The organism is Aromatoleum toluvorans (genome assembly GCF_012910905.1).
Classification (GTDB): Bacteria; Pseudomonadota; Gammaproteobacteria; order Burkholderiales; family Rhodocyclaceae; genus Aromatoleum; species Aromatoleum toluvorans.
In genome coordinates this window covers 23178-43473 of the sequence record NZ_WTVN01000023.1, presented here as the reverse complement: position 1 = coordinate 43473, position 20296 = coordinate 23178, and the positions used below count along the sequence as shown (strand labels likewise).

The following is a 20296-nucleotide window of genomic DNA, read 5'->3' as shown; positions in this document are numbered from 1 at the left end:
GCGAAGGGGTTGCTGTCGCGCGCAGATTATAGCCTGCGCAATTCGATGACATTATTCCGATCGCCCCGACATGATCAGCCGGATGCCGTGCCACTGTTCGAACTGAAGCGGAGCCGCTGAACGCAGCGCCGGCGGTGCGTGCCACCGGCGCCGAAGACTTGCGCGAACTCAGCCGCGGCGCTCGCCGCTTTCCGGACGTTCGACGCTTTCCGGACGTTCGATGCGTTCCGGGCGCTCCACGCGTTCCGCACGTTCGACCCGCTCAGGGCGCTCCACGCGTTCGGCACGCTCGACGCGCTCGGGACGCTCAACCCGCTCGGCCCGTTCGACCCTTTCGACGCGTTCCACTCGCTCAGGCCGTTCCACGCGCTCTGCGCGCTCGACCCGTTCCGGGCGCTCTGCACGCTCGACTTCGGGACGCTCGGGACGCTCCGCGCGTTCGGCGCGCTCGCCTCTTTCCGGGCGATCCGCCCTGCCTCCCCGCATCGCGCGCGCCGCCTCGCGGACTACCGAGCCAAAATTGTCATCGACGCTCCCGTCGCCACGCAGCTTCACGCCGAGTGCGACGCCCGGCGGCTGGTGGTCGTCCACCGTGCCATCGCCGCGCAACTTCACACCCGCTGCAACGCCCGCCGGCGGGGTGTCATCGACGGTGCCGTCACCGCGCAGATCGACGCCGCCGAGGGCGCCAGCCGGCTGCATGTCGTCCACCGAGCCATCGCCGCGCAGTTTCACACCCGCTGCAACGCCGGCCGGCTGGGTATCATCGACGGTGCCGTCACCACGCAGATCGACGCCGCCGACGGTGCCGGCCGGCTGCATGTCGTCCACCGTGCCGTCGCCGCGCAGTTTCACACCCGCTGCAACGCCTGCCGGCTGGGTATCATCGACGGTGCCGTCACCACGCAGATCGACGCCGCTGACGGCGCCGGCCGGCTGCATGTTGTCCACCGTGCCGTCGCCGCGCAGCTTGACCCCGTCGGCGGTGAGATCATCGCTCACGGTCTGGGCGAGCGCCCCACCGGCGGCGACACCGCCGAAAACGGCGAGGACCAGCACGTGCAGTCGTAGTTTCTTCAGATTGGCTTGCATTTTCGTCTCCAGGGCAGTTAGGCGCGTAATCCGCCGTACGGCTTGACAGGGGTTGGGGGTTTCACCTTAGCCAGTGGGAAATTTTCCCACTTGCACGGCAATAAGCACATCGGATGCCAGCACCCCACGTCCTGCGCAGGATTTCTCAATCTGTTGTTTTTGCTAATGTTTTGCCATCCAGACAAGGACGCCCGCGCCCTGCCGCAACGCGGTTCGCGACCGACGGGGTCCTTTCCCCCACCCAAAACGGGCATTTGCCCCACTCCGGCCCCACTCCGGCCCATCGCCGCTATGCTTGACCTCATTTCAGAGCGAGCCGCCGCCATGCCCACGCACGGAAACCTGTACGCCGACCTGCCGCCGCCCGGCAGCGACGAAGCCTTCGACACCCTGCTCGAACGCCCCGGCATGCGCATCGAGCGCATCGTCTCGCACGGCCACGCGAGCCCCGCGGGTTTCTGGTACGACCAGGCGCAGACGGAATGGGTAATCGTCGTCCGGGGCGAGGCGGTGCTCGCGTTCGAAGACGGCGAACGCCGGGCGATGGCGGCCGGCGACTGGGTCACGATCGCCCCCCACCGCCGCCATCGCGTCGAATCGACCGGACCGGCAACCGTGTGGCTCGCGGTGCATGTAGACTCCTGAGCCATCGCTCAACGACGCCTGCGCCCTTCATGTCGCCCGAATCCCCGCAATACTGGACGTCCAACCACAGCTTCGACGACGGCAACGTCGCGGGCGAACGCGGCACGCGCCTCGTGCTGGTCATCACCGCGATCACGATGGTCGTCGAGATCGCCGCCGGCTGGTGGTTCAACTCGATGGCGCTGCTCGCCGACGGCTGGCACATGAGCTCGCACGCGCTCGCGATCGGCCTCTCGGCGCTCGCCTACGCCGCCGCCCGCCGCTACGCCGACGACCCGCGCTTCGCCTTCGGCACGTGGAAGATCGAGATCCTCGCCGGCTTCGCCAGCGCGATCTTCCTCGTCGGCGTCGCGCTGGCGATGGTCATCGGTTCGGTCGAACGGCTGCTCGCGCCGCAGGCAATCCGCTTCCACGAGGCGATCGCCGTCGCGGTGCTCGGACTCGTCGTGAACATCGTGTGCGCGCTGATCCTCGCGCGCGCCGGCGAGCACTCGCACGGCGGCCACGGACATGGCCACCACGGGCACGATCATGCCCATGCGCACGACCACCACGACCACCATCACCACGATCTGAACCTGCGCGCCGCCTACCTGCACGTCGTGGTCGACGCGGCGACCTCGGTGCTCGCGATCGTCGCGCTGCTCGGGGGGATGCTGTACGGCTGGAACTGGCTCGACCCGGTGATGGGCATCGTCGGTGCGGTGCTCGTCGCGCGCTGGTCGCGCGGGCTGCTACGCGACACCGGCCGCGTGCTGCTCGACCGCGAGATGGATCACCCGGTCGTCGGCGAGATCCGCGAAGCCCTCGCGCGCCATCCGCACTGGCCCGAGGCGCCGCGCATCGTCGACCTGCACGTGTGGCGCGTCGGCCGCAACCGCTTCGCTGCCATCGTCGGCGTGCTCAGCGGCGACCCGACGATCACCCCGACCTCGATCAAGCGCGCGCTGGCGCCGCACGAGGAGCTGATCCACATCTCGGTCGAGGTGAATCGCCCGCAGGACGCGCGCTGACCCCGGCGCCTCAGCGCTCGCGCACGATGTCGCGCTGCACCGCCGCGCGCGGCGGCACCGGCACCGGCGTCACCACGACGCCTTCGGGCGTCGCGCCGGCCGGAGCGGGCTGCGTGGCGGGCAGCTCCCACAACGCCCGGTAGGTCGCGCTGTAGTTCATCAGCTGCTCGGTCATCCGGGCGAGGCGGTCCGCCGGCCGCGGCACGACGGCCGGGCCGATCGCCGCGTAGCCGAGCCCGGCACGCTCGCCCTCGATGTCGAAGCCGAGCGCCCGCAGCATCGTCGGCAGCATGTCGAAGTGCGTGACCTCGTCGGTGTTCTTCACGAGCTTCTTGTCGGCGCCGATCAGCAGGTTGAACACGCGCCGGTTCGGATTCTTCACGAGCTTGTCGTACGAGGTGTTGCCCATCGCGAGATGGTCGCCCTGCACGAGGACCGCGATGCGGTCCGACCAGCCCTTGGCGTTGATGTACTCGATGAAGTCCGCGACCTGCCCGGCGGTGCATTCGACGATCCCCTCGAAATCCGTATAGCCCTGCCGCTCGCAGGCCGCCGACAGGTGGCCGTAGGGGTGGTGCGTGTCGATCGTCAGGATCGTCAGGTTGAAGGGCTTCTTCGTCTTCATCAGCCGGTCGAGCTCGCCGCGCGCATTGCGGAAGAGGTCGTCGTCGTACAACCCCCATCCGCTCATCAGCTCGGGCCGCGCCCCCGCATTCACCCACTCCTCGCGCCCCATCACCTTGGCGTAATGGTGATCCTTGAAGAACTTGCCGACGCCGGCGAAGGCGAGGCTGGAGCCGTTGAGGAAGACGTTGGTGTAGCCGTTGCTCGCGAGGATATCGCCGAGGCAGCGCGCGCTAGGCAGGTAGCTCTCGATCTGCTCGCCCTGCGCGTTGCCGCCGAACAGCGCCACCGACTTCAGCGGCAACCCGCACTGCGTCGACACGATGCCCGCGATCGTGAAGTGCGCGCCGCGCATCTCGTGGTAGTTGTCGAACGACACCACACGCGGCTTGCCCTTGTAGGCGTTGAGCCGGTGCAGCAGGTCATGCCCGAACAGCGCGGGGTCGGAATAGGTGTTCTCGAGGCTCTCGACGTAGATCAGCACAAGGTTCTTCGGCTGCTCCTTGCCGCGCTTGATCGAAACGCGGGCCGGATCGACGTAGGAGCCGGCGAAGTAGTCCTCGCCGAAATAGGCCCGCACGTAGCGCGCCAGCGAGAAGCTGTCGATGAAATAGGCGACGCCCGCCCCGAGCACGATCAGCGGAATCGCGCGCGACGCCCCGTGCCGCGTCACGCGCACCAGCACGCGCCCGACGCGGCGCATGCCCACGCGCAGCCAGTACCATCCGCGCCGCAGCCAGGGCACCGGCCACTTCTCGGGGTGCGCGCGCAGGCGGTTCACCCACTCGTCCAGCCCCCACAGCACCAGCGCCAGTGCCAGCGGCAAGGCCAAGGCACGCCACAGGAAGCGCCGCGTCAGCTCGGGATCGCTGGTCATCAGGCCTTCGGTGCCGAAACGCAGGTGATAGAGCACCTGGTCGATCGTCACCGAACCGAACTCGTCGGTCAGCCAGTCGGGGACGGCATACAGCAGGCAGCCGACGAGGATCGCCAGAGGTTTGAGCAGTTTTCGAACACGCATTGACAGGACGACTCCGGCGGGCCTCCGGACGGCGGCATCGCACCGGAAGGTGCGCAATATTACCGCAACGTCAGGACCGTAGACTGGACGGCTGGCCCTGAGTTTTCCGCAGCCTGCGCGCGCCTTTCGGCGTGCGCCGAGGACATCAGTCGCGCAGCTGCTCCAGCGCGATGCCCCAGCGCGTGAGGACGTCGCGCAGCAGCGTCTGCTCGGGCTGGCAGATCACGCCGTCGGCCTTCGCCAGCACCAGCATCGCGCGGCACACCGTTTCGCGCAGCGCGGGATCGGTGATGCGGTCGAGCATCATCTCGAAGCGTTCGATATCCAGCATGCGTACGGGATCGACGCGCTCGGGGCGCTGCAGCAGGCGGCGGCAATGGTCGATCACGGCCTGGATCAGGGCGTCGCGCTCGACGCCCAGGAGTTGCGGGATGCCGAGGCGGTCGAGCGCCTCGAGCTCACGGCTGGCGAGCACGCCGTCGGCAAGCAGGATCAGCGCCACCAGTTCGGTGGCAACGGCGCGTTGCGCCGCGTAGTTGGGGTCGGTCGGGTCGGTCATCGGCAGGAAGGCGGGTGCGCAAAAATGCTGAAGGATAGCGCGCCCGTGACCGCACGCTGCAACGAATGGTTTCTCCGCGGTGCCGGCGACCCCGCCCTGCGGGTCGCCGGCCATACTGCAACGCAATCGACGCGATCAGAAGAACAGGATGCCGCCCAGCGAGATCGTGCGGGTCTTCAGCTCGCCCGGGAACACGTCCGCGCCCGTGCCCTTCTCGCGGTTGTACTCGGCCACCAGCGTGATGTACTTGTTGAGGCTGTGATACACGCCCAGGGTCGCGGAGCGGAACTTGTTCGTGTCGGCGAGCAGGCCGTCGCTGTCGCGGTTCTCGCCGTAGTTCAGGCCGACCTTGGTCTTGCCGAACTTGTAGGTGCCCTGCACGAAGTAGCCCCTGCCCTTGGTCTTCTCGAAGGGCGAGAAGAACAGCGCGCCGACCGTCGACAGGCCCAGCCCCTTCGCGTCGAAGCCGTAGGCCACCGCCTCGAAGTTGCCGATGCCGATCTTGCCGCCGAGCTCGTAGCCACGCGCGTCGAAGCTGCCCGCGCCGCTCGTGCCCTGGCTGATGAGGCCCGCCCACAGCGAACCGCTCGTGCTCGCACCCGCCTTCCAGTCGTAGTTCAGCATCGCCTGGAAGCCCGGATCCTTGGTCTCGTTGCCGGCGAACTTGTTCGGATCGAAGATGCCGGCCGACGCCGAGAAGCCGCCCATCGTCGGCGTCGTGTAGGTGATCTGCGGCTGGAAGCCGGTGTACATGTAGCCGTGGCCGATCATGCCGAAGGTGGTGTTGAACGGCGTCGCGGCGAAGGTGTTGCCGCCCAGGCCCAGCAGCGTCATGTCCGAGAGGATGATCTTCTGGCCGAAGAGACCGATGTCGCGGCCGAGCTTGATCGTGCCCCAGTCGGGCGCGCCGAACTGGAAGTACAGGTTGCGCGTGTCGATCTGCGTGAACGGGCTGTCACACCCGGTCGCGCCGCTGCAGCCGGGGTTGCTCGGCAGGCCGACGACGTCCGACTTGTCGTTGATGCCGGGCGCGAAGCCGACGTGCGCCTTGATGTCCAGCCCTTCGACCTTGGTCGTGAACACGAAGTTGATCCAGCCCGGCAGCAGGCCGTTGGTGAGCGCCGAGTTCGTCGTCTTCACGCCGCCGACTTCGGCCGTGCGGCTCGAGTAGAAGCCGTTGATCGTCCCGTTGATGTCGAGCGTCGCGTCGCCCTGCGAGAAGCTCACCGCCTGCGCCTGCCCCAGCCCGAGCGCACACAGCGCGCCCGCGACCGCGGTCCGCCCCAACACCGCCGATTTCGCACGAATCCTCATTTTTTCCTCCTTGGCCTTTGGTTTTGATGCCTTGTTTGTTTGCGTTCCGCACCCGTGCCCCTGTCCCGAAGGGCGACCTGCGGTGCGCGCAGCCACGCCAGACGGCGTGCCCGGGCGGGGTTTCGCAAACTCCGGGCCAAGTCCGGATTAGCGCAATTTGCCGGCTGTTTTACTGATTTTCTCTACTCATTACTCGCAGATCGCCGCATAAAAGTGATCCGCTTTGATACAGGAGCGAAACACCCGGCGGCACAGTTGTTACAGGCTGGAACACCTTCGGTCTGCGCGGGCGGGGCCATTTACCCGTTCGCGATTGCCAGCGCCCGGGATTTGGCGGAACATCGTTTCGACACCCGGCGTGTACGACACGCCGACGCTATCCCCGCTCCGGCATCAAGGCCATCATGAATTCCCCAGCACATTCCCTGACCGCCACCCTGCTCGCGCTCGCGCTGGCCGCCCCGCTGGCCGCGACGGCCCAGTCGCGCATCCCCTCGCTCGACCGCGACGACCGCCTCGGCGAAGTGGGGCGCGCCGCACGCCAGAAAGCCGTCGAACGTTTCGACGGCGCCGACGCGAACAAGGACGGCAAGCTCTCGCGCGAGGAAGTCAGCGGCCGCCCCTACCTGAGCGAGAACTTCGACCAGCTCGACAAGAACCGCGACGGCTCCATCGACTGGGAAGAATTCATCGGCCACGACCGCTGGAAGAAGGAATAGCGCGATGCGCGGCAGCTCCGCCCCGGCACGCTGGCTGCGCCTGCTGCTCGCCGCGGCGCTGCTCGCCTGCGCCGGTGCGGCGGCGGCGGCCGACCTCGGGCCGCTGCTCGAGCGCATCGAACGCGCCTACGGCACGACGACGCTGCCGAGCTCCATCCTGCAGCGCGGACGCACGATCTCGTTCAGCCGCGGCGAAGGCTCCCTGTTGCGCGCCTATCGCGGCGCCGAGCGCTTCCGCAACGAGATCCGCTACGCCGCGGGCGTCGAGATCCGCATCGTCGACGGCCCCGTCGCCTGGCAGCGCAGCAAACCGATGAGCGAGGCCTTTCGCGGCGCGCTGATCCTGCAGGCAGCACGCATCGCACTACCGTGGAACCTGTTCGCGGCGCGCGAGCGGCTGCGCGACGGCGGCGAACACCTCATCGGCGACGTGCGCCTGCATTTCATCGAGATGCCGCTCGGCGACACCCTGCGCGTCGTCGCCGAAGTCGAACCGGCTTCAGGCCGCATCCTGCGTTCGCGCGGCATCCTCACCCACCCGGGCGGCAGCGAGATGGTGTTCGGCACCGTGTACGAGGATTTCCGCAGCGTCGACGGCCGGCTCTACCCCGCCATCGAGCATCACTACGCGATGGGCCGCTACATCGGCCGCTCGGAGATCGAGACGGTCGAGTTCGACACCCCGCTCGCCGACTCGCTGTTCCGCCCCGAGATTCCCGGCCTCATCTGACGCTCATTCGGCGGGAACGTACAGCGTCTCCTTCAGCTCCTCCATCACCACGTAGCTGCGCGACTCCGCCGCCGACGGCAGCTTGAGCAGGATGTTCCCGAGCAGGCGCCGGTACTCGCCCATCTCGGTGATGCGCGCCTTCACCAGATAGTCGAAGTCGCCCGACACGAGGTGACACTCCATCACCTCGGGCACGAAGCTCAGCTCCTTCTTCACCCGGTCGAACACCTCGCCGGACTTCGCCGACAGCTTGATCTCGACGAACACCAGCAGGTTCTTGCCCAGCGCGTGCGGGTTCACGTGCGCGTGGTAGCCGGTGATCACCCCCTCGCGCTCCAGGCGCCGCACGCGCTCGGTGCAGGGGGTCGCCGACAGGCCGATCTTCGCCGCCAGATCGGTCATCGAAATCCGGCCGTCCTTCTGCAGCAGATCGAGGATCTTGCGGTCGATGCGGTCGAGTTCGCGCATTTCACTGTTCCGAAGGAAATCACCGCCCAAACATACATAAATTCACTTCATCGCGCAGCCACTTAAGTGAATTTCACTACTAAACCATCAATAGACTGGCGATATTCAATGAATCGAAAGTCACGGAGACAGTCATGCGCGTTCTCGTCCTCGGCAGTGGCGTCGTCGGCACCACCACCGCCTACTACCTCGCCCGCAGCGGCGCCCAGGTCACGGTCATCGACCGCCAGCCCGCCCCGGCGCTCGAGACCAGCTACGCCAACGCCGGCCAGGTCTCGCCCGGCTACTCGACCCCGTGGGCTGCGCCGGGCATCCCGCTGAAGGCGATCAAGTGGCTGTTCCAGCGCCACGCGCCGCTCGCGATCCGCGCCGACGGCAGCCTCTTCCAGCTGCGCTGGATGGCCGAGATGCTGAGGAACTGCACCGCCGACCGGTATGCCGTGAACAAGGAGCGCATGATGCGCCTGTCCGAGTACAGCCGCGACGTGCTGCGCGACCTGCGCGCCGACACCGGCATCAGCTACGAGGAACGCACGCGCGGCACCGTGCAGCTCTTCCGCAGCCAGGCCCAGGTCGATGCCGCGGCGCGTGACATCGAGGTGCTGCAGGAATGCGGCGTGCCCTTCGAGATGCTCGACCGCGACGCGCTCGCCGGCGCCGAACCGGCGCTGGCCGCGGTGCGCGACAAGCTCGCCGGCGGCCTGCGCCTGCCCAACGACGAGACCGGCGACTGCCAGCTGTTCACCACGCGGCTCGCCGAGAAGGCGCGCGCGCTGGGCGTCGAGTTCCGCTTCGGCCAGGACATCCGCGAGGTGCTGACGGGCGGCGGCGACGTCATCGGCGTGCAGGTCGGCGACGAGGTGCTCGCGGCCGACCGCTACGTGCTCGCGCTCGGCAGCTATTCGCGCCAGATGCTCAAGCCGCTGGGCCTCGACCTGCCGGTGTATCCGCTGAAGGGCTACTCGCTCACGGTGCCGCTCGTCGACGCCGCGAAGGCGCCGGTGTCCACGGTGCTCGACGAGACCTACAAGATCGCGATCACCCGCTTCGACGACCGCATCCGCGTCGGCGGCATGGCCGAGCTCGCTGGCTTCGACCTCTCGCTCAACCCGCGCCGCCGCGCCACGCTGGAAATGGTCGTCGGCGACCTCTTCCCCGGCGGCGGCGACCTGCCCGCCGCGGAATTCTGGACCGGCCTGCGTCCGATGACGCCGGACGGCACCCCGATCGTCGGCGAAACTGCCTATCCCCAGCTCTACCTCAACACCGGCCACGGCACCCTGGGCTGGACGATGGCCTGCGGCTCCGGGCAACTGATGGCCGATCTGGTCACCGGCAAGCAGCCGGCGATCCGTCATCGCGATCTGGGACTCGCGCGTTATGGCAAAGTAGCGGCTTCCCGCTCCCAAGGCCTTAACCTCTCTCCCGTCGCATGAGACCCTCCCGCGCCCTGATCGACCTCGACGCCCTGCGTCACAACTACCGCCTCGCGCGCGGCCGCCACGGCGGCCGGGCCCTCGCCGTCGTCAAGGCCAACGCTTACGGCCACGGCGCCGTCGAATGCGCGCGCGCCCTCGCCCCCGAGGTTGACGGTTTCGCCGTCGCCTTCCTCGAGGAAGCGCTGGAGCTGCGCGAGGCCGGCATCGAACAACCGATCCTGCTGCTCGAAGGCATCTTCGACGCCGACGAACTCGACGCCGTCGTGCGTCACGACCTGTGGATGGTCGTCCACCACGCCGAGCAGATCCGCATCATCGACCACGCCAAGCCCGCACTGCCACTCGACGTGTGGCTCAAGGTCAATAGCGGCATGAACCGCGCCGGCTTCCTGCCGCACGAACTGCGCGCCGCGTGGCAGCGCCTCAAGGACAACGGCCGGGTCGGCAGCATCACGCTGATGACCCACTTCGCGTGCGCCGACGAACCGCACGTGCTCGCGACCTCCGAGCAGGTCGCCGCCTTCGACGCCGCGACGCGCGACCTGCCGGGCCCCCGCAGCCTCGCCAACTCCGGTGCGATCCTCGGCTGGCCCGATGCGCACCGCGACTGGGCGCGCCCGGGCATCCTGCTGTACGGCGCCGACCCCATGCCGGGCGAACCGAACGGCCTGCGCCCGGTGATGACGCTCGAAAGCGCGATCATGGCCATCCGCGAGATTCCCGAGGGCGCACCGCTCGGCTACGGCGCACGCTTCCATGCCGAGCGCCCGACGCGCGTGGGCCTCGTCGCGATGGGCTACGCCGACGGCTACCCGCGCACGGTGCCCGACGGTACGCCGGTCGCCGTCGACGGCATCCGCACGCGCCTGATCGGCCGCGTGTCGATGGACATGCTCACCGTCGACATCACCGACCTGCCCGAGGCACGGCTGGGCAGCCGCGTCGAACTGTGGGGCAACAACGTCCCGGTCAATCGCATCGCCGAGGCCGCGCACACGATCGCCTACGAGCTGCTGTGCAACGTCAAGCGCGTGCGCTTCGAATACACCGGCTGACGCCGCGCCCTCACCCCGCCATCGCGAGCTCGCCCCGGAAGCCGCGGCCCGGCGCCAGCAGCGCCTCGAAGGCCTCCGCACGCAAGGGCCGCGAGATCAGGTAGCCCTGCAGGTAGTCGCACTCCAGCTCGCGCAGGAAATCCGCCTGCGCCTGCGTCTCGACGCCCTCGGCGACGACCTTGAGGTCGAGGCTGTGCGCCATGTTGATGATCGCCTCGACCAGGTGCGCGTCGCTGCGGTCGTCGGGACAGTCGCGCACGAAGCTGCGGTCGATCTTCACGATATCGACCGGGAAGCGCTTCAGGTAGGACAGCGACGAGAAGCCCGTGCCGAAGTCGTCCAGCGAATAGTCGACACCCAGCTCCTTCAGTGCGCGCATGCGCATCTCGGTGGCGCTGTTCGCATCGACCATCACCGACTCGCAGATTTCCAGCGTCAGCGCGCCCGACGCCACGGCATGATCGTCCAGCACGTCCGCGATCAGCGCAGGCAGCGCCGGATCGCGGAACTGCACGCCCGACACGTTCACGGCCAGATGCGGCAGGACATGGCCGCGCTGGTTCCATTCGTGCATCTGGCGCACCGCCTCGCGCAGCACCCAGGTCCCGATCGGCACGATCAGGCCGCTGTCCTCCGCCACCGGCACGAAATCGGCGGGCGCCACCGCTCCGCGCTCGGGATGCAGCCAGCGGATCAGCGCCTCGGCGCCGAACAGTTCGCCGCTGTCGGCCGCGACGATGGGCTGGTATTCGAGGGTGAACTCGCTCTGCGCGAGCGCCGCGCGCAGGTCCGCCTCGATCTGCATGCGCTTGAGCGCGTCGGACTGCATCTCGCGCGCGTAGAAGTGGAAGCGGTTCTTGCCGTTCTGCTTGGATTTGTACATCGCGATGTCGGCGTTGCGCAGCAGGCTCTGCACGTCCTCGCCGTCGTCCGGGTACACCGTGATGCCCATGCTCCCCGAGATCTGGTGGCGCGAGCCCGCGAGCACGATCGGCTCGGCCAGCACCCCCAGCACCTTGTCGCCCACCGTGCGCAGGTCCTCGGTGTCCCGCAGTTCGCCGACGACGATCGTGAACTCGTCGCCGCCCAGGCGCGCCACCGTGTCCTGCTCGCGCACGCAGCCTTGCAGGCGGCGCGCGACCTCGACCAGCAGCTCGTCGCCGACGTCGTGGCCGAGCGTGTCGTTCACCCACTTGAAGCCATCGAGATCGAGGAACAGCAGCCCCGCCCTGCAGCCCTTGCGCCGTGCCTGCGCCAGCGCGCGGTCGAGGCGGTCGTACAGCAGGCTGCGGTTCGCGAGCCCGGTCAGCGCATCGAAGTTCGCCTGGCGCCAGATCTCGTCCTCGTGCTGCTTGCGCTCGGTGATGTCGCTGAACAGCGCGACGTATTCGACGATGTCGCCCCCCTCGCCGCGCACCGCCGACATCGTGAGCCACTGCGGGTAGCTCTCGCCGCTGCGGCGCCGGTTCCAGATCTCGCCCTCCCACTCGCCGACGCTCCGCAGCGCCGACCACATCGCCTCGTGGAAGGCATCTTCCTGACGTTCGGAGCGGAAGACGGTGGACTGGCGGCCGATCACCTCCTTGGCCGAATACCCGGTGATGCGGCAAAAGGCGGGATTCACCGACGTGATCGTGCCTTCGGCATCCATCGTCATGATCCCCTGGCTCGATGCCGAGAACACGACCATCGCCTCGCGCATGCGCGCCTCGGTCAGACGCCGCACGGTGATGTCCTCGACCGTGCCGACGCAGCGCAGCGGCTCGCCCGGCAGCCGGATGCGTTCGGCGATCTCGCGCACCCAGCGGACCTCGCCGTCCAGCACCACGCGATGCTCGATGTCGAAGGCTTCGCCCGCGATCACCCGCTTCCACGCCTGCCGCACCGCGGCGCGGTCCTCGACGTGCACGGCCTCGAGCAGGATCTGCCACGACAGCGGCCGGTCCGCGGCGAGCGCGAAGAGGCGGCGTGCCTCGGCCGACAGTTCCAGCTTGCGCGCGCGTGGCAGGTACACCCAGCTGCCGACGTGCGCGATCGCCTGCGCGCGGTTGAGGTCGGCGGTGCGCTCCTCGACCAGCGATTCCAGCTCGCTTTCGTGCGCCTTCAGCACCTCGAGCAGGCTCACGATGCTGGCCGCGAGATCGCCGACCTCGTCGTTGCCGAAGCGCCCCGGGCTGAACCCCGGGCGCGACAGCCCGGTCAGCGCGACCACCCCCGCCTCCTGCGCCAGCTCCTCGATGCGGCGCGTCTGCGCGCGCGCCAGCACGCCGTTGGCGGCCCCGACCAGCAGGATCGCGATCAGGCCCCACCCCACATGCTCGATCAGCAGGGACTCGATCGGCTGCTCGAACACCTCGGCGTCCATGCTGACCTTCACCTGCAGCGGCTCGGACAGCGGCGGCCCGGATTTGACGGTACGCGAACTCGACACCAGCCGCGTCGATTCGCCGGGAAAGGCGCGTTTCACGAGCGGAGTGCCCCCGGCGGCCAGCTCCACGCCGATCACGCCGTCGTCCTGCAGATCGAAGGGCGAGCCGGCACCGAGCAGCCATTGGCTGAGATTGGCCTCGAACACCAGTGCGCCCTCGAACGTGCCGGTGGCGCTGAACAGGATCGGCACGGCGATGCGCAGGATCGCATCAGTGCCGCGCCGGTCGATGGCCGCATACGTCTCGCCGCGCAGCACCCGCTCCGCCAGCCAGGCCTCGCTGCGGTAGCTGCGCGGCCCCTTGCGGGCGGCGACGGGTTCGCCGCGGTAGTCGGTCAGGACCAGGTTGTAGTCGATGGAGACCGGCAAGGCATGCCGGGCGAGGTAAGGTCTCAGGTAGGTGTCGCGCCCCTGTGAATCGAGCAGGGCGTTCGACAGCAGCGGCTGTTCCGCCAGGGCCGCCAGTTCGCGATGCGCGAGGTCCAGGGTCCGTTCGATGCGTTCCGACACGGAGGCGGCGATCTGCGCGAGGTGCCCCTCGGCGATGCCGTGCGCGAGCGTGCGCGCGTTGAAGTACGACGAGGCCGTCATCACCACGACGACGAGCGTTGTCAGCGCCGCGCCATACAGCGTATAGCGCCCGCGCAGGCCCAGCCGCATGCCTTTCCGCGCGGGCGGGGCCTCGCCCGGCTCGCGGGCTGCCGCGGACGGGTCAGCGCGCATCGACCGCCCGGCTCATGCCCACCTCGACAGGACCGCTCCGCGCCCTGCGTGCACGGCAGTCGTCACGGCCACATCCCGGCCGCAGTCCCCGGCGGAACGGTGACCAAGCTCCTTCATCCTCGTATCTCGAATATGTTCTTGTTTTACCGAAAGATAGCACAGGCGCCCGGAACCTGCACATTGTCATATCACCAAAAGAAACAATTCGGCGCTCCCGGGTCGTGCGACGCGGTCCGATTCTTGTTCTGGCTCAAGGCGCGGGGCATGTGCGCCGCCTACGATCGGCACCCTGCGGTCCCCATTTGACCGCCCACCCCGGAGACCCCAGCCATGAGCGACCTTCCCATGTTCGACAACGCGATCTTTCCCTTCGACGCCCGCGGCGTCGCCAAACGCTTCCGCCACGCCGCGATCTTCGGCGCCCTCGAATCGCTTGAGGACGGCGAGACGATGCGCTTCGTGAACGATCACGACCCCCTGCCGCTGCTCGGCCAGATCCAGCAGCGCTACGGCGCGCAGGTCGCGATCGAGTACGTCGCGCGCGAACCGGGCAACATCGTCATCGACTTCCGCATCCAGCTGCAGCCGCGCGACGCCGAATCGACGCCGGCGCAGGCACAGGCACCGGCCCGCCAGGGCGGTGGCTGCGGCGGCGGTGGCGGCGGCTGCGGCTGCTCGGGCCACTGACCCCCCGCCCGGGCCCGGCCGCGCGCCGGGCTCAGGCGCCGCGCAGCAGATAGGCGAGCGCGCCGGGCGCGCGCGCCAGTCCGGCGCTCGACAGGTAGTGCCGCCAGTGGCGCGCGAGATGCCGCGCGACGAAGCCCGGGCGCAGATAGAAGGTCCGATAGAAGCGTCGCTGCAAGGCGGCCACCGCCGCCGGCGGGATGCGGCTGCAGCTGCTCGCCGACGCGAGGTAATGGTAGTCCGCGCCATGCGTGCGCACCTGCCGGGGCAGTTCTCCCCACAGGGGCACGTCCGGATACGGACGGTAGATCTGCATCTGCAGGTAGTCGGGGCGGATGCGCCGCGCCAGCGCGAGCGTGTCCTCCGCGTCCTCCTCGGTCTCGTCCGGCATGCCGACCATGAACAGCGCCACCGAGCCGATACCCGCGCGGTCGAGGCGTTCGAACGCCGACTCGGTCGCCGCGATCCAGCCCGCGCCGTCGGCTGTCTTGCCCAGACGCTCGATCAGGCGCGCCGAACCGCTATCGACCCCCACCTTGAGCAACACCGCGCCGGCCTCGGACGCCGCGGCGACGCGTTCGGCGTCGAGTTCGTCGGGACGCGCGTTCGCCATCCACGGCAGCGCCACCCCGCGCCGCACCAGCGTATCGGCCAACTGCAGGAAGCGGCCGCGATGCACCAGCAGGGAATCGTCCTCGAAGGCGATCGCCTGCGCGCCCGCGTCCTTCAGCGCAAGCACCTCGTCGACGACCGCGTCGACGGTGCGCACGCGCAGGTCCCGCCCGACGCTCTTGCGCACGATCGCCGTGCAGTGGCGGCAGGGACGCGGGCATCCCCACGCCGTCAGCACGTAAGCCCAGCGCGACACCGGGCGCCCGCGCACCGGGAACGGAAAGGCGTAGGCCGTCAGCTCCTCGCGCGCAACCTGCGGCCACGGCAACACGTCCGGCGCCGCGACGAGGGCGATTGCGCCGCTCGCGATGCGCTGCCGGGATTCGTCCCGCAGGGCCGCCACGTCTGCGCCCGCCAGCACCCGCAGCACAAGGCGGGGCGCCGCCTCCTCCGGCTCGCCCGCGATGGCGAGGTCGTAGGCCTCGTCCCAGCCGGCGAAACCCGTGCGCGCGACGTGCTGCACCTGCTGGCCGACCGCAATCGTGACGATGCCTGCCGCACGCAGCGCCGCCGCCACCTGCACCGACTCCTCGAGGCACCAGGTCACGGCGCGGATCACCGCGACGCGCGGCCGCAGCGCCAACGCCTGCGCGACGAAGGCCGCAACGGAGAAGTCCGCCAGCCAGCCGTCGAGCAGCGGCACCGGGACCTTCAGCGCCGACTCCAGCCGGGCCTGCACGTATTTCAGGTCGAGCGCCGGATGCAGATGGCGCGGATGGCCGGTATGACGCCTCGCCTCGCGGTCGATGCGCAGCACGACAACCGGATGCACGTCACTCATTCGAGCTCCTCCGCGAGCCGGTGGAGAATATCGACCGTCCGCCGCAACCGCCGTTCCGACAGGCCGTCGTACAAGGGAATCAGCACCGCCTGCGCCGCCGCGGCCGCCGCGCCGGGGCAGTCGGCAAAACCGAGCATCGCCGCCGTGTCGTCCATCACTTCGCCGCCGATACCCAGATCGAGCCCGCGGCGCTGCGCCGCGGCGCGCAAGGCGGCGATGTCGCCGTCGAAGCGCGCAACGAAATTATAGAAGGCCGGTTCGCCGCACTCACTGCGCCGCTGCACGCGGAAGCGCGACGGCAGGCTGCGCGCAAGCGTCTCCCACTGCGCATTGAGGCGCTGCTGGCGCGCGGCCGAGCGGGCGAGCCGGCGCAGCCCCAGCCGCGCCTGGAAGCCGCTGAACGCCGCCGCGCGGCTGCGCACCCGGTCATGCGCCTGGCGGTACAGGCGGTCGAAGCCGCCCGCGCTGCGCGGCGAGAACATCAGGCGCGCGGCGATCGCGTACGCCGGACTGCGCACCGCGAACTCCTCGACGCATTTCAGCAGCATCTTGCGCACCGCCGGCCATTCGCGCCGCGCGCGGCCCGCGACCCGCGCCCGCACCGCCGCGGCCAGCCCGTCGTCCGCCGTCGCCAGGATCCCGCCGCCGAAGGCTGCGACCGCCTTCGTCGCCTCCAGGCTGAAGAGCGCCGCGCGGCCGAAGCTCCCGGCCGGGCGACCATCGATGCGCGCGCCGAACGCATGCGCGCAATCCTCGATCACCGGGATGCCGCGCGCGTCCGCCAGCGCGCAGATGCCGCGGATGTCGCACGGCGCGCCGAGCAGATGCACGACGAAAATCGCCCGCGTGCGCGGTCCGATACGCGCCGCGACGCTGTCGGCCGTCATGTTGAAGGTGTCGGGATCGACATCCGCCGGCACCGGCACGATGCCGCGCGCCTGCACCAGCGGCACCAGCTCGCCCAGCGTGTAGGCGGGGATCACCAGCTCGTCGCCCGCGCCCAGTCCCATGCCGTCGAGGATCAGGCCGAGCGCGTCGCGGCCGCTCGCCGTGGCAATCGCATGCGGCACACCGACTTCGGCCGAGAACGCGCGTTCGAAGGCCGCGACCTGCGCGGCGGCATCGGCCGAACCCCCGAGCGCGCGCAACGCGTCCGCGAGATCCGCCCACTCCAGCGGAATGCGCCGCCGCGGGATCACGCCCCGGCCTCCACGAGCGTGGCGCTTCGCACCGCCCCCACCGCCCGCGCATCGAGCACGCGGCACAGCTCGCCGAACACCTCGGCGACGGAGATGCGTTGCATGCACTGGTTGTCCGCGCAGCGCGTGCGCCGCTGATTGCCCGCATGCACGCACGGCGAGCACGCGAGCCCCGCGCTGACCACGGTCACATCCCCCAGCGGGCGGAACAGGACCGGCGTCTCGGGGCCGAACAGCGCGATCACCGGTAGCGCCGTGACCGCCGCGAAATGCGCCGGCCCCGAGTCGTTGCTGATCAGCACCTCCCCCAGCGTGAAGAGCGCCGGCAGCTCGCCGAGCGCGAAGCGCCCCGCGACATCCACGCAGCGCGGATCGGCGACCTGCGCTGCGATCGCCGCGGTCGTCGCCCGGTCGTCCTCGCCCCCGATCAGCAGCACGCGCACGTCGGCATGACGCCCGAGCGCCGCACGCACCAGGGCCACGAAATGCGCCTGCGGCCAGCGCCGCTGCGGCAGCATGGCGCTCGCGTTGGCATTCACCAGGATCAGGCGCTCGCGGCCGATTTCGGTACCGATCAGCGGTGTCAGGCGCACCTTCACGGCCGACAGTTCCGCGGCACCGATCTCGCGCCGCCGCACGCGCGGCACCAGCATCGCCGCCGGCACGCGCGGTGCACCTTCGGCGAACAGCGCCTCGACCAGCATCAGGTAGTTCTGCGCCATGTGCAGCTGCGGGTTGAACGCGAGCGGATGCGTGTACAGATCGCCGCGATACAGGCCGACTCCGTCGAAGCGATGGAACCCGGCACGGCGACGCACGCCGGTGAGCAGGCACAGCGCCGCCGTCAGGCGCGAAAACAGTTCGAGGTCGACGATCGCGTCGATGCGCGCCTGCCGCAGCTCGCGCAGGAATCGCCAGGTATCCGCGATCAGCACGCCGAGCGAGGCGGTCCGGATCGAGAACACGCGCTCGGGCGGCACCGTACCGGCGATCGCCAGACTGTCGCGGTTGTGGGCGAAGGTCAGGCAGTACGCCTGTGCGCCGCTGCGCGCCGTCAGCGCACGCATCGCCGGATCGGCGAGGACCATGCTCCCCGATTCGGCAAGCTGCACGAACAGCACGCGCCGCACCACCTGCTCGCGCCCGGGCGCACCTCCCCCCCACCATCGCGCGATCCGCCGCGTGCCCGACAACGCGGCACACACCGGCACACCGAGCCAGCGGTCGATGCGACGCATCGCCTCATGACCGACCATGGCCGCTCCTGCGGTGGAAGCCTCCCTGCCGCCGGATCACCTGCACGCACCTGCCCGTCATGGCTGCGGCATGCACTCGGAATCGGATGGAAACGGCGTACAAACAGGCAATCCCGGTGGTTCTGAACGGAGCGGACTATACCGCGCTTTGCCCCGACGGTGGCCTGCTCCAGCCCACCCGGGCGCGTGACCGGAATCACGCCACGGCGATCCCGATACCGCTAGAATCCGGCTCAATCGCAAGCCACTGAACGGAGTGCGGTTTCGTCCTCACGCACACGGGAAACGGTTTGAATGAGTGAATCCCTGGCCCAAACGGATATCCCGGTCGGGAACGCTCACGCGTCCCTCGTGCATTCGCTCGTTGCCCAGTCACCGGCACTCATCGCCATTCGCGGCGACGACGGCAGCTACCTCTACGCCAACGACGCTTTCGCGCAGATGCTGGGCCTGCCCGCCGAATCCCTGCCGGGCCGCCACGAGGAGGACGTTCTGCGCACGGCCGGCGTTCCGCGCGCCCTGCGCATCGGCGGCGACGCCGCAACTGCCGTCACCTTCGGCGAGGAGGACGCCATCGTCGGGCGGCGAGCGCGCCGCTTTCTCGTCACGCGTTTCCCGCTGCGCGGCGCCGACGGCGGGACCATCGCTGCGGGGATGATCGCCACCGAGATCGGCAACCGCACGGGCACCGTCGCCAACCCCGCCGAACACGCCGAACACGCCGATACGCGTCACGCCGAGCTGCTGCACGCCCTCGAACAGATGGAGCGCCTCGCGTACACCGACCGCCTCACCGGCGCATGGAACCGCCGCCACCTGGAAGACGCCGCACTGCTGGAAATGTCCCGTGCCGAACGCCACGGCCATGCCGCGTCCCTGCTCGTGCTCGATGTGGACCACTTCAAGGAGATCAACGACCAGTTCGGCCACGCCGTCGGCGATTACGTGCTCGTCGAACTCGTGCGCCGCATCCGCGGCGACATCCGCCGCGCCGATACGGTCACGCGCTGGGGCGGCGAGGAGTTCGTCGTGCTCGCACCCGACACGCCGCTGCGCGAAGCCGAACTGCTCGCGCGCAAGCTGTGCGCACGCGTCGCCGAAGCGCAACTGTCGAGTGCCCGGCCGGTCACGATCAGCGTCGGGGTCGCCGAATACCGCTGCGGCGAAAGCCTGGAACACTGGCTCGGACGCGCCGACCGCGCGATGTACCGGGCCAAGAACGCAGGGCGCAATCGCGTCGTCCTCGACCCGTTCACCGCCTACGCGGCAGACGGCACGCGCCAGGCATGCTCGCCGGTGCAGCTGATCTGGCGCGACAGCTACCGCAGCGGCAATGAGCACGTGGACCGCCAGCACCAGCAGCTCTTCGAGCACGCCAACCGGCTGCTGCATGCCCTCATCTCGCACGCCGCGCGCGACGAGGTCCTGGAAGCGATGCAAGCGCTGGTCGAGGACATCCGCGCACACTTCGAGGACGAGGAACGCCTGCACGGCAGCATCGGCTTTCCGGCACGCGAAGCCCACGCCGCCGAACACGGACGGCTGCTCGAACGGGCCGGCCGGCTGTTCGAGCGCGCCCGGGACGATGCCGAGGTCCCGGTGGCGGACGTCTTCGAGTTCCTTGCCTACGACGTCGTCGCCCAACACCTCGTCGGCGCCGACCGGCAGTATTTCCCGTACCTGGAAGTGCTCCCCGGCACCGGAAATGCAATGCCCTGCGCATGAAAGCCGCCCCCGGCGGCGCATCGCCTGCAAAAAGGATACGTTTCAGCGCTTTGCATTCACCTCGCCGTACTCGATAATCATCCAAAAGGAGCAAGTCTCGCGCAAGCATGCGCGACGAACCGTCACAGCCCGACGGGACTTGCACGCCC

Annotated in this window: 17 protein-coding genes; 8 read left to right on the top strand and 9 right to left on the bottom strand. The window is 69.2% G+C overall.

Annotation, left to right across the window (positions count from 1 at the left end; genetic code table 11):
- Window positions 1–168: 168 nt before the first annotated feature.
- The gene (locus tag GPA22_RS14885) at window positions 169–1092 is read right to left on the bottom strand and encodes a hypothetical protein (protein ID WP_169256853.1); all 924 of its coding nucleotides are present in this window, start codon (window positions 1090–1092) and stop codon (window positions 169–171) included.
- 324 nt (window positions 1093–1416) lie between these two features.
- Between GPA22_RS14885 and GPA22_RS14880 the strand changes: the two genes are divergently transcribed.
- Window positions 1417–1737 (top strand): cupin domain-containing protein, encoded by a 321-nt coding sequence (locus tag GPA22_RS14880; RefSeq protein WP_169256852.1) that lies wholly within the window; start codon window positions 1417–1419, stop codon window positions 1735–1737.
- A 29-nt stretch (window positions 1738–1766) separates the two neighbouring features.
- On the top strand, window positions 1767–2750 hold the full coding sequence (dmeF, locus tag GPA22_RS14875; protein ID WP_169256851.1) for a CDF family Co(II)/Ni(II) efflux transporter DmeF: 984 nt from the start codon (window positions 1767–1769) through the stop codon (window positions 2748–2750).
- Between the two features lie 10 nt (window positions 2751–2760).
- Here dmeF and GPA22_RS14870 read toward each other — a convergent pair whose 3' ends face one another.
- The 3 genes from GPA22_RS14870 to GPA22_RS14860 form a co-directional block, all read right to left on the bottom strand.
- Window positions 2761–4395: a sulfatase-like hydrolase/transferase gene (locus tag GPA22_RS14870; protein WP_169256850.1), complete on the bottom strand. Its 1635-nt coding sequence runs from the start codon at window positions 4393–4395 to the stop codon at window positions 2761–2763.
- A gap of 145 nt (window positions 4396–4540) precedes the next feature.
- Window positions 4541–4954, bottom strand: coding sequence for a TerB family tellurite resistance protein (locus tag GPA22_RS14865; protein ID WP_246264406.1), 414 nt, complete (start codon window positions 4952–4954; stop codon window positions 4541–4543).
- Window positions 4955–5089: 135 nt separating this feature from the next.
- Window positions 5090–6268: a porin gene (locus GPA22_RS14860; protein WP_169256848.1), complete on the bottom strand. Its 1179-nt coding sequence runs from the start codon at window positions 6266–6268 to the stop codon at window positions 5090–5092.
- A 404-nt stretch (window positions 6269–6672) separates the two neighbouring features.
- Between GPA22_RS14860 and GPA22_RS14855 the strand changes: the two genes are divergently transcribed.
- Both GPA22_RS14855 and GPA22_RS14850 read left to right on the top strand, forming a co-directional pair.
- Window positions 6673–6987: an EF-hand domain-containing protein gene (locus GPA22_RS14855; protein ID WP_169256847.1), complete on the top strand. Its 315-nt coding sequence runs from the start codon at window positions 6673–6675 to the stop codon at window positions 6985–6987.
- Window positions 6988–6991: 4 nt separating this feature from the next.
- Complete coding sequence (locus tag GPA22_RS14850; protein ID WP_169256846.1) at window positions 6992–7717, top strand: hypothetical protein; 726 nt, start codon at window positions 6992–6994, stop codon at window positions 7715–7717.
- Between the two features lie 3 nt (window positions 7718–7720).
- Here the strand turns inward: GPA22_RS14850 and GPA22_RS14845 are convergent, their stop codons facing one another.
- The gene (locus tag GPA22_RS14845) at window positions 7721–8185 is read right to left on the bottom strand and encodes a winged helix-turn-helix transcriptional regulator (RefSeq protein WP_169256845.1); all 465 of its coding nucleotides are present in this window, start codon (window positions 8183–8185) and stop codon (window positions 7721–7723) included.
- Window positions 8186–8319: 134 nt separating this feature from the next.
- On the opposite strand from GPA22_RS14845, the gene GPA22_RS14840 reads away from it, so the two are divergent.
- Both GPA22_RS14840 and alr read left to right on the top strand, forming a co-directional pair.
- Window positions 8320–9621 (top strand): D-amino acid dehydrogenase, encoded by a 1302-nt coding sequence (locus tag GPA22_RS14840; protein ID WP_169256844.1) that lies wholly within the window; start codon window positions 8320–8322, stop codon window positions 9619–9621.
- Entirely contained in the window at window positions 9618–10679 is a 1062-nt protein-coding gene (alr, locus tag GPA22_RS14835; RefSeq protein WP_169256843.1) for an alanine racemase, read from the top strand. The genes GPA22_RS14840 and alr overlap by 4 nt, the downstream gene beginning before the upstream one ends.
- 10 nt (window positions 10680–10689) lie before the next feature.
- On the opposite strand, the gene GPA22_RS14830 is transcribed toward alr, so the two are convergent.
- Window positions 10690–13830, bottom strand: coding sequence for a bifunctional diguanylate cyclase/phosphodiesterase (locus GPA22_RS14830; RefSeq protein ID WP_343036059.1), 3141 nt, complete (start codon window positions 13828–13830; stop codon window positions 10690–10692).
- A 330-nt stretch (window positions 13831–14160) separates the two neighbouring features.
- Between GPA22_RS14830 and GPA22_RS14825 the strand changes: the two genes are divergently transcribed.
- Complete coding sequence (locus GPA22_RS14825; RefSeq protein WP_169256842.1) at window positions 14161–14517, top strand: DUF2249 domain-containing protein; 357 nt, start codon at window positions 14161–14163, stop codon at window positions 14515–14517.
- Window positions 14518–14548: 31 nt separating this feature from the next.
- On the opposite strand, the gene GPA22_RS14820 is transcribed toward GPA22_RS14825, so the two are convergent.
- From GPA22_RS14820 to GPA22_RS14810, 3 genes are read right to left on the bottom strand one after another with little or no spacing between them, the layout of a single operon-like run.
- Entirely contained in the window at window positions 14549–15967 is a 1419-nt protein-coding gene (locus GPA22_RS14820) for a B12-binding domain-containing radical SAM protein (RefSeq protein WP_169256841.1), read from the bottom strand.
- Window positions 15964–17166 carry a DegT/DnrJ/EryC1/StrS family aminotransferase gene (locus tag GPA22_RS14815; RefSeq protein WP_169256840.1) on the bottom strand — a complete coding sequence of 401 codons (1203 nt, stop codon included), beginning with the start codon at window positions 17164–17166 and terminating at the stop codon, window positions 15964–15966. The genes GPA22_RS14820 and GPA22_RS14815 overlap by 4 nt, the downstream gene beginning before the upstream one ends.
- Window positions 17163–18422, bottom strand: coding sequence for a glycosyltransferase family 9 protein (locus tag GPA22_RS14810; protein WP_246264404.1), 1260 nt, complete (start codon window positions 18420–18422; stop codon window positions 17163–17165). The genes GPA22_RS14815 and GPA22_RS14810 overlap by 4 nt, the downstream gene beginning before the upstream one ends.
- Window positions 18423–18716: 294 nt before the next feature.
- Here GPA22_RS14810 and GPA22_RS14805 point away from each other — a divergent pair, with 294 nt between their 5' ends.
- Window positions 18717–20147, top strand: coding sequence for a diguanylate cyclase (locus GPA22_RS14805; RefSeq protein WP_169256839.1), 1431 nt, complete (start codon window positions 18717–18719; stop codon window positions 20145–20147).
- The last annotated feature ends 149 nt before the right edge of the window (window positions 20148–20296 follow it).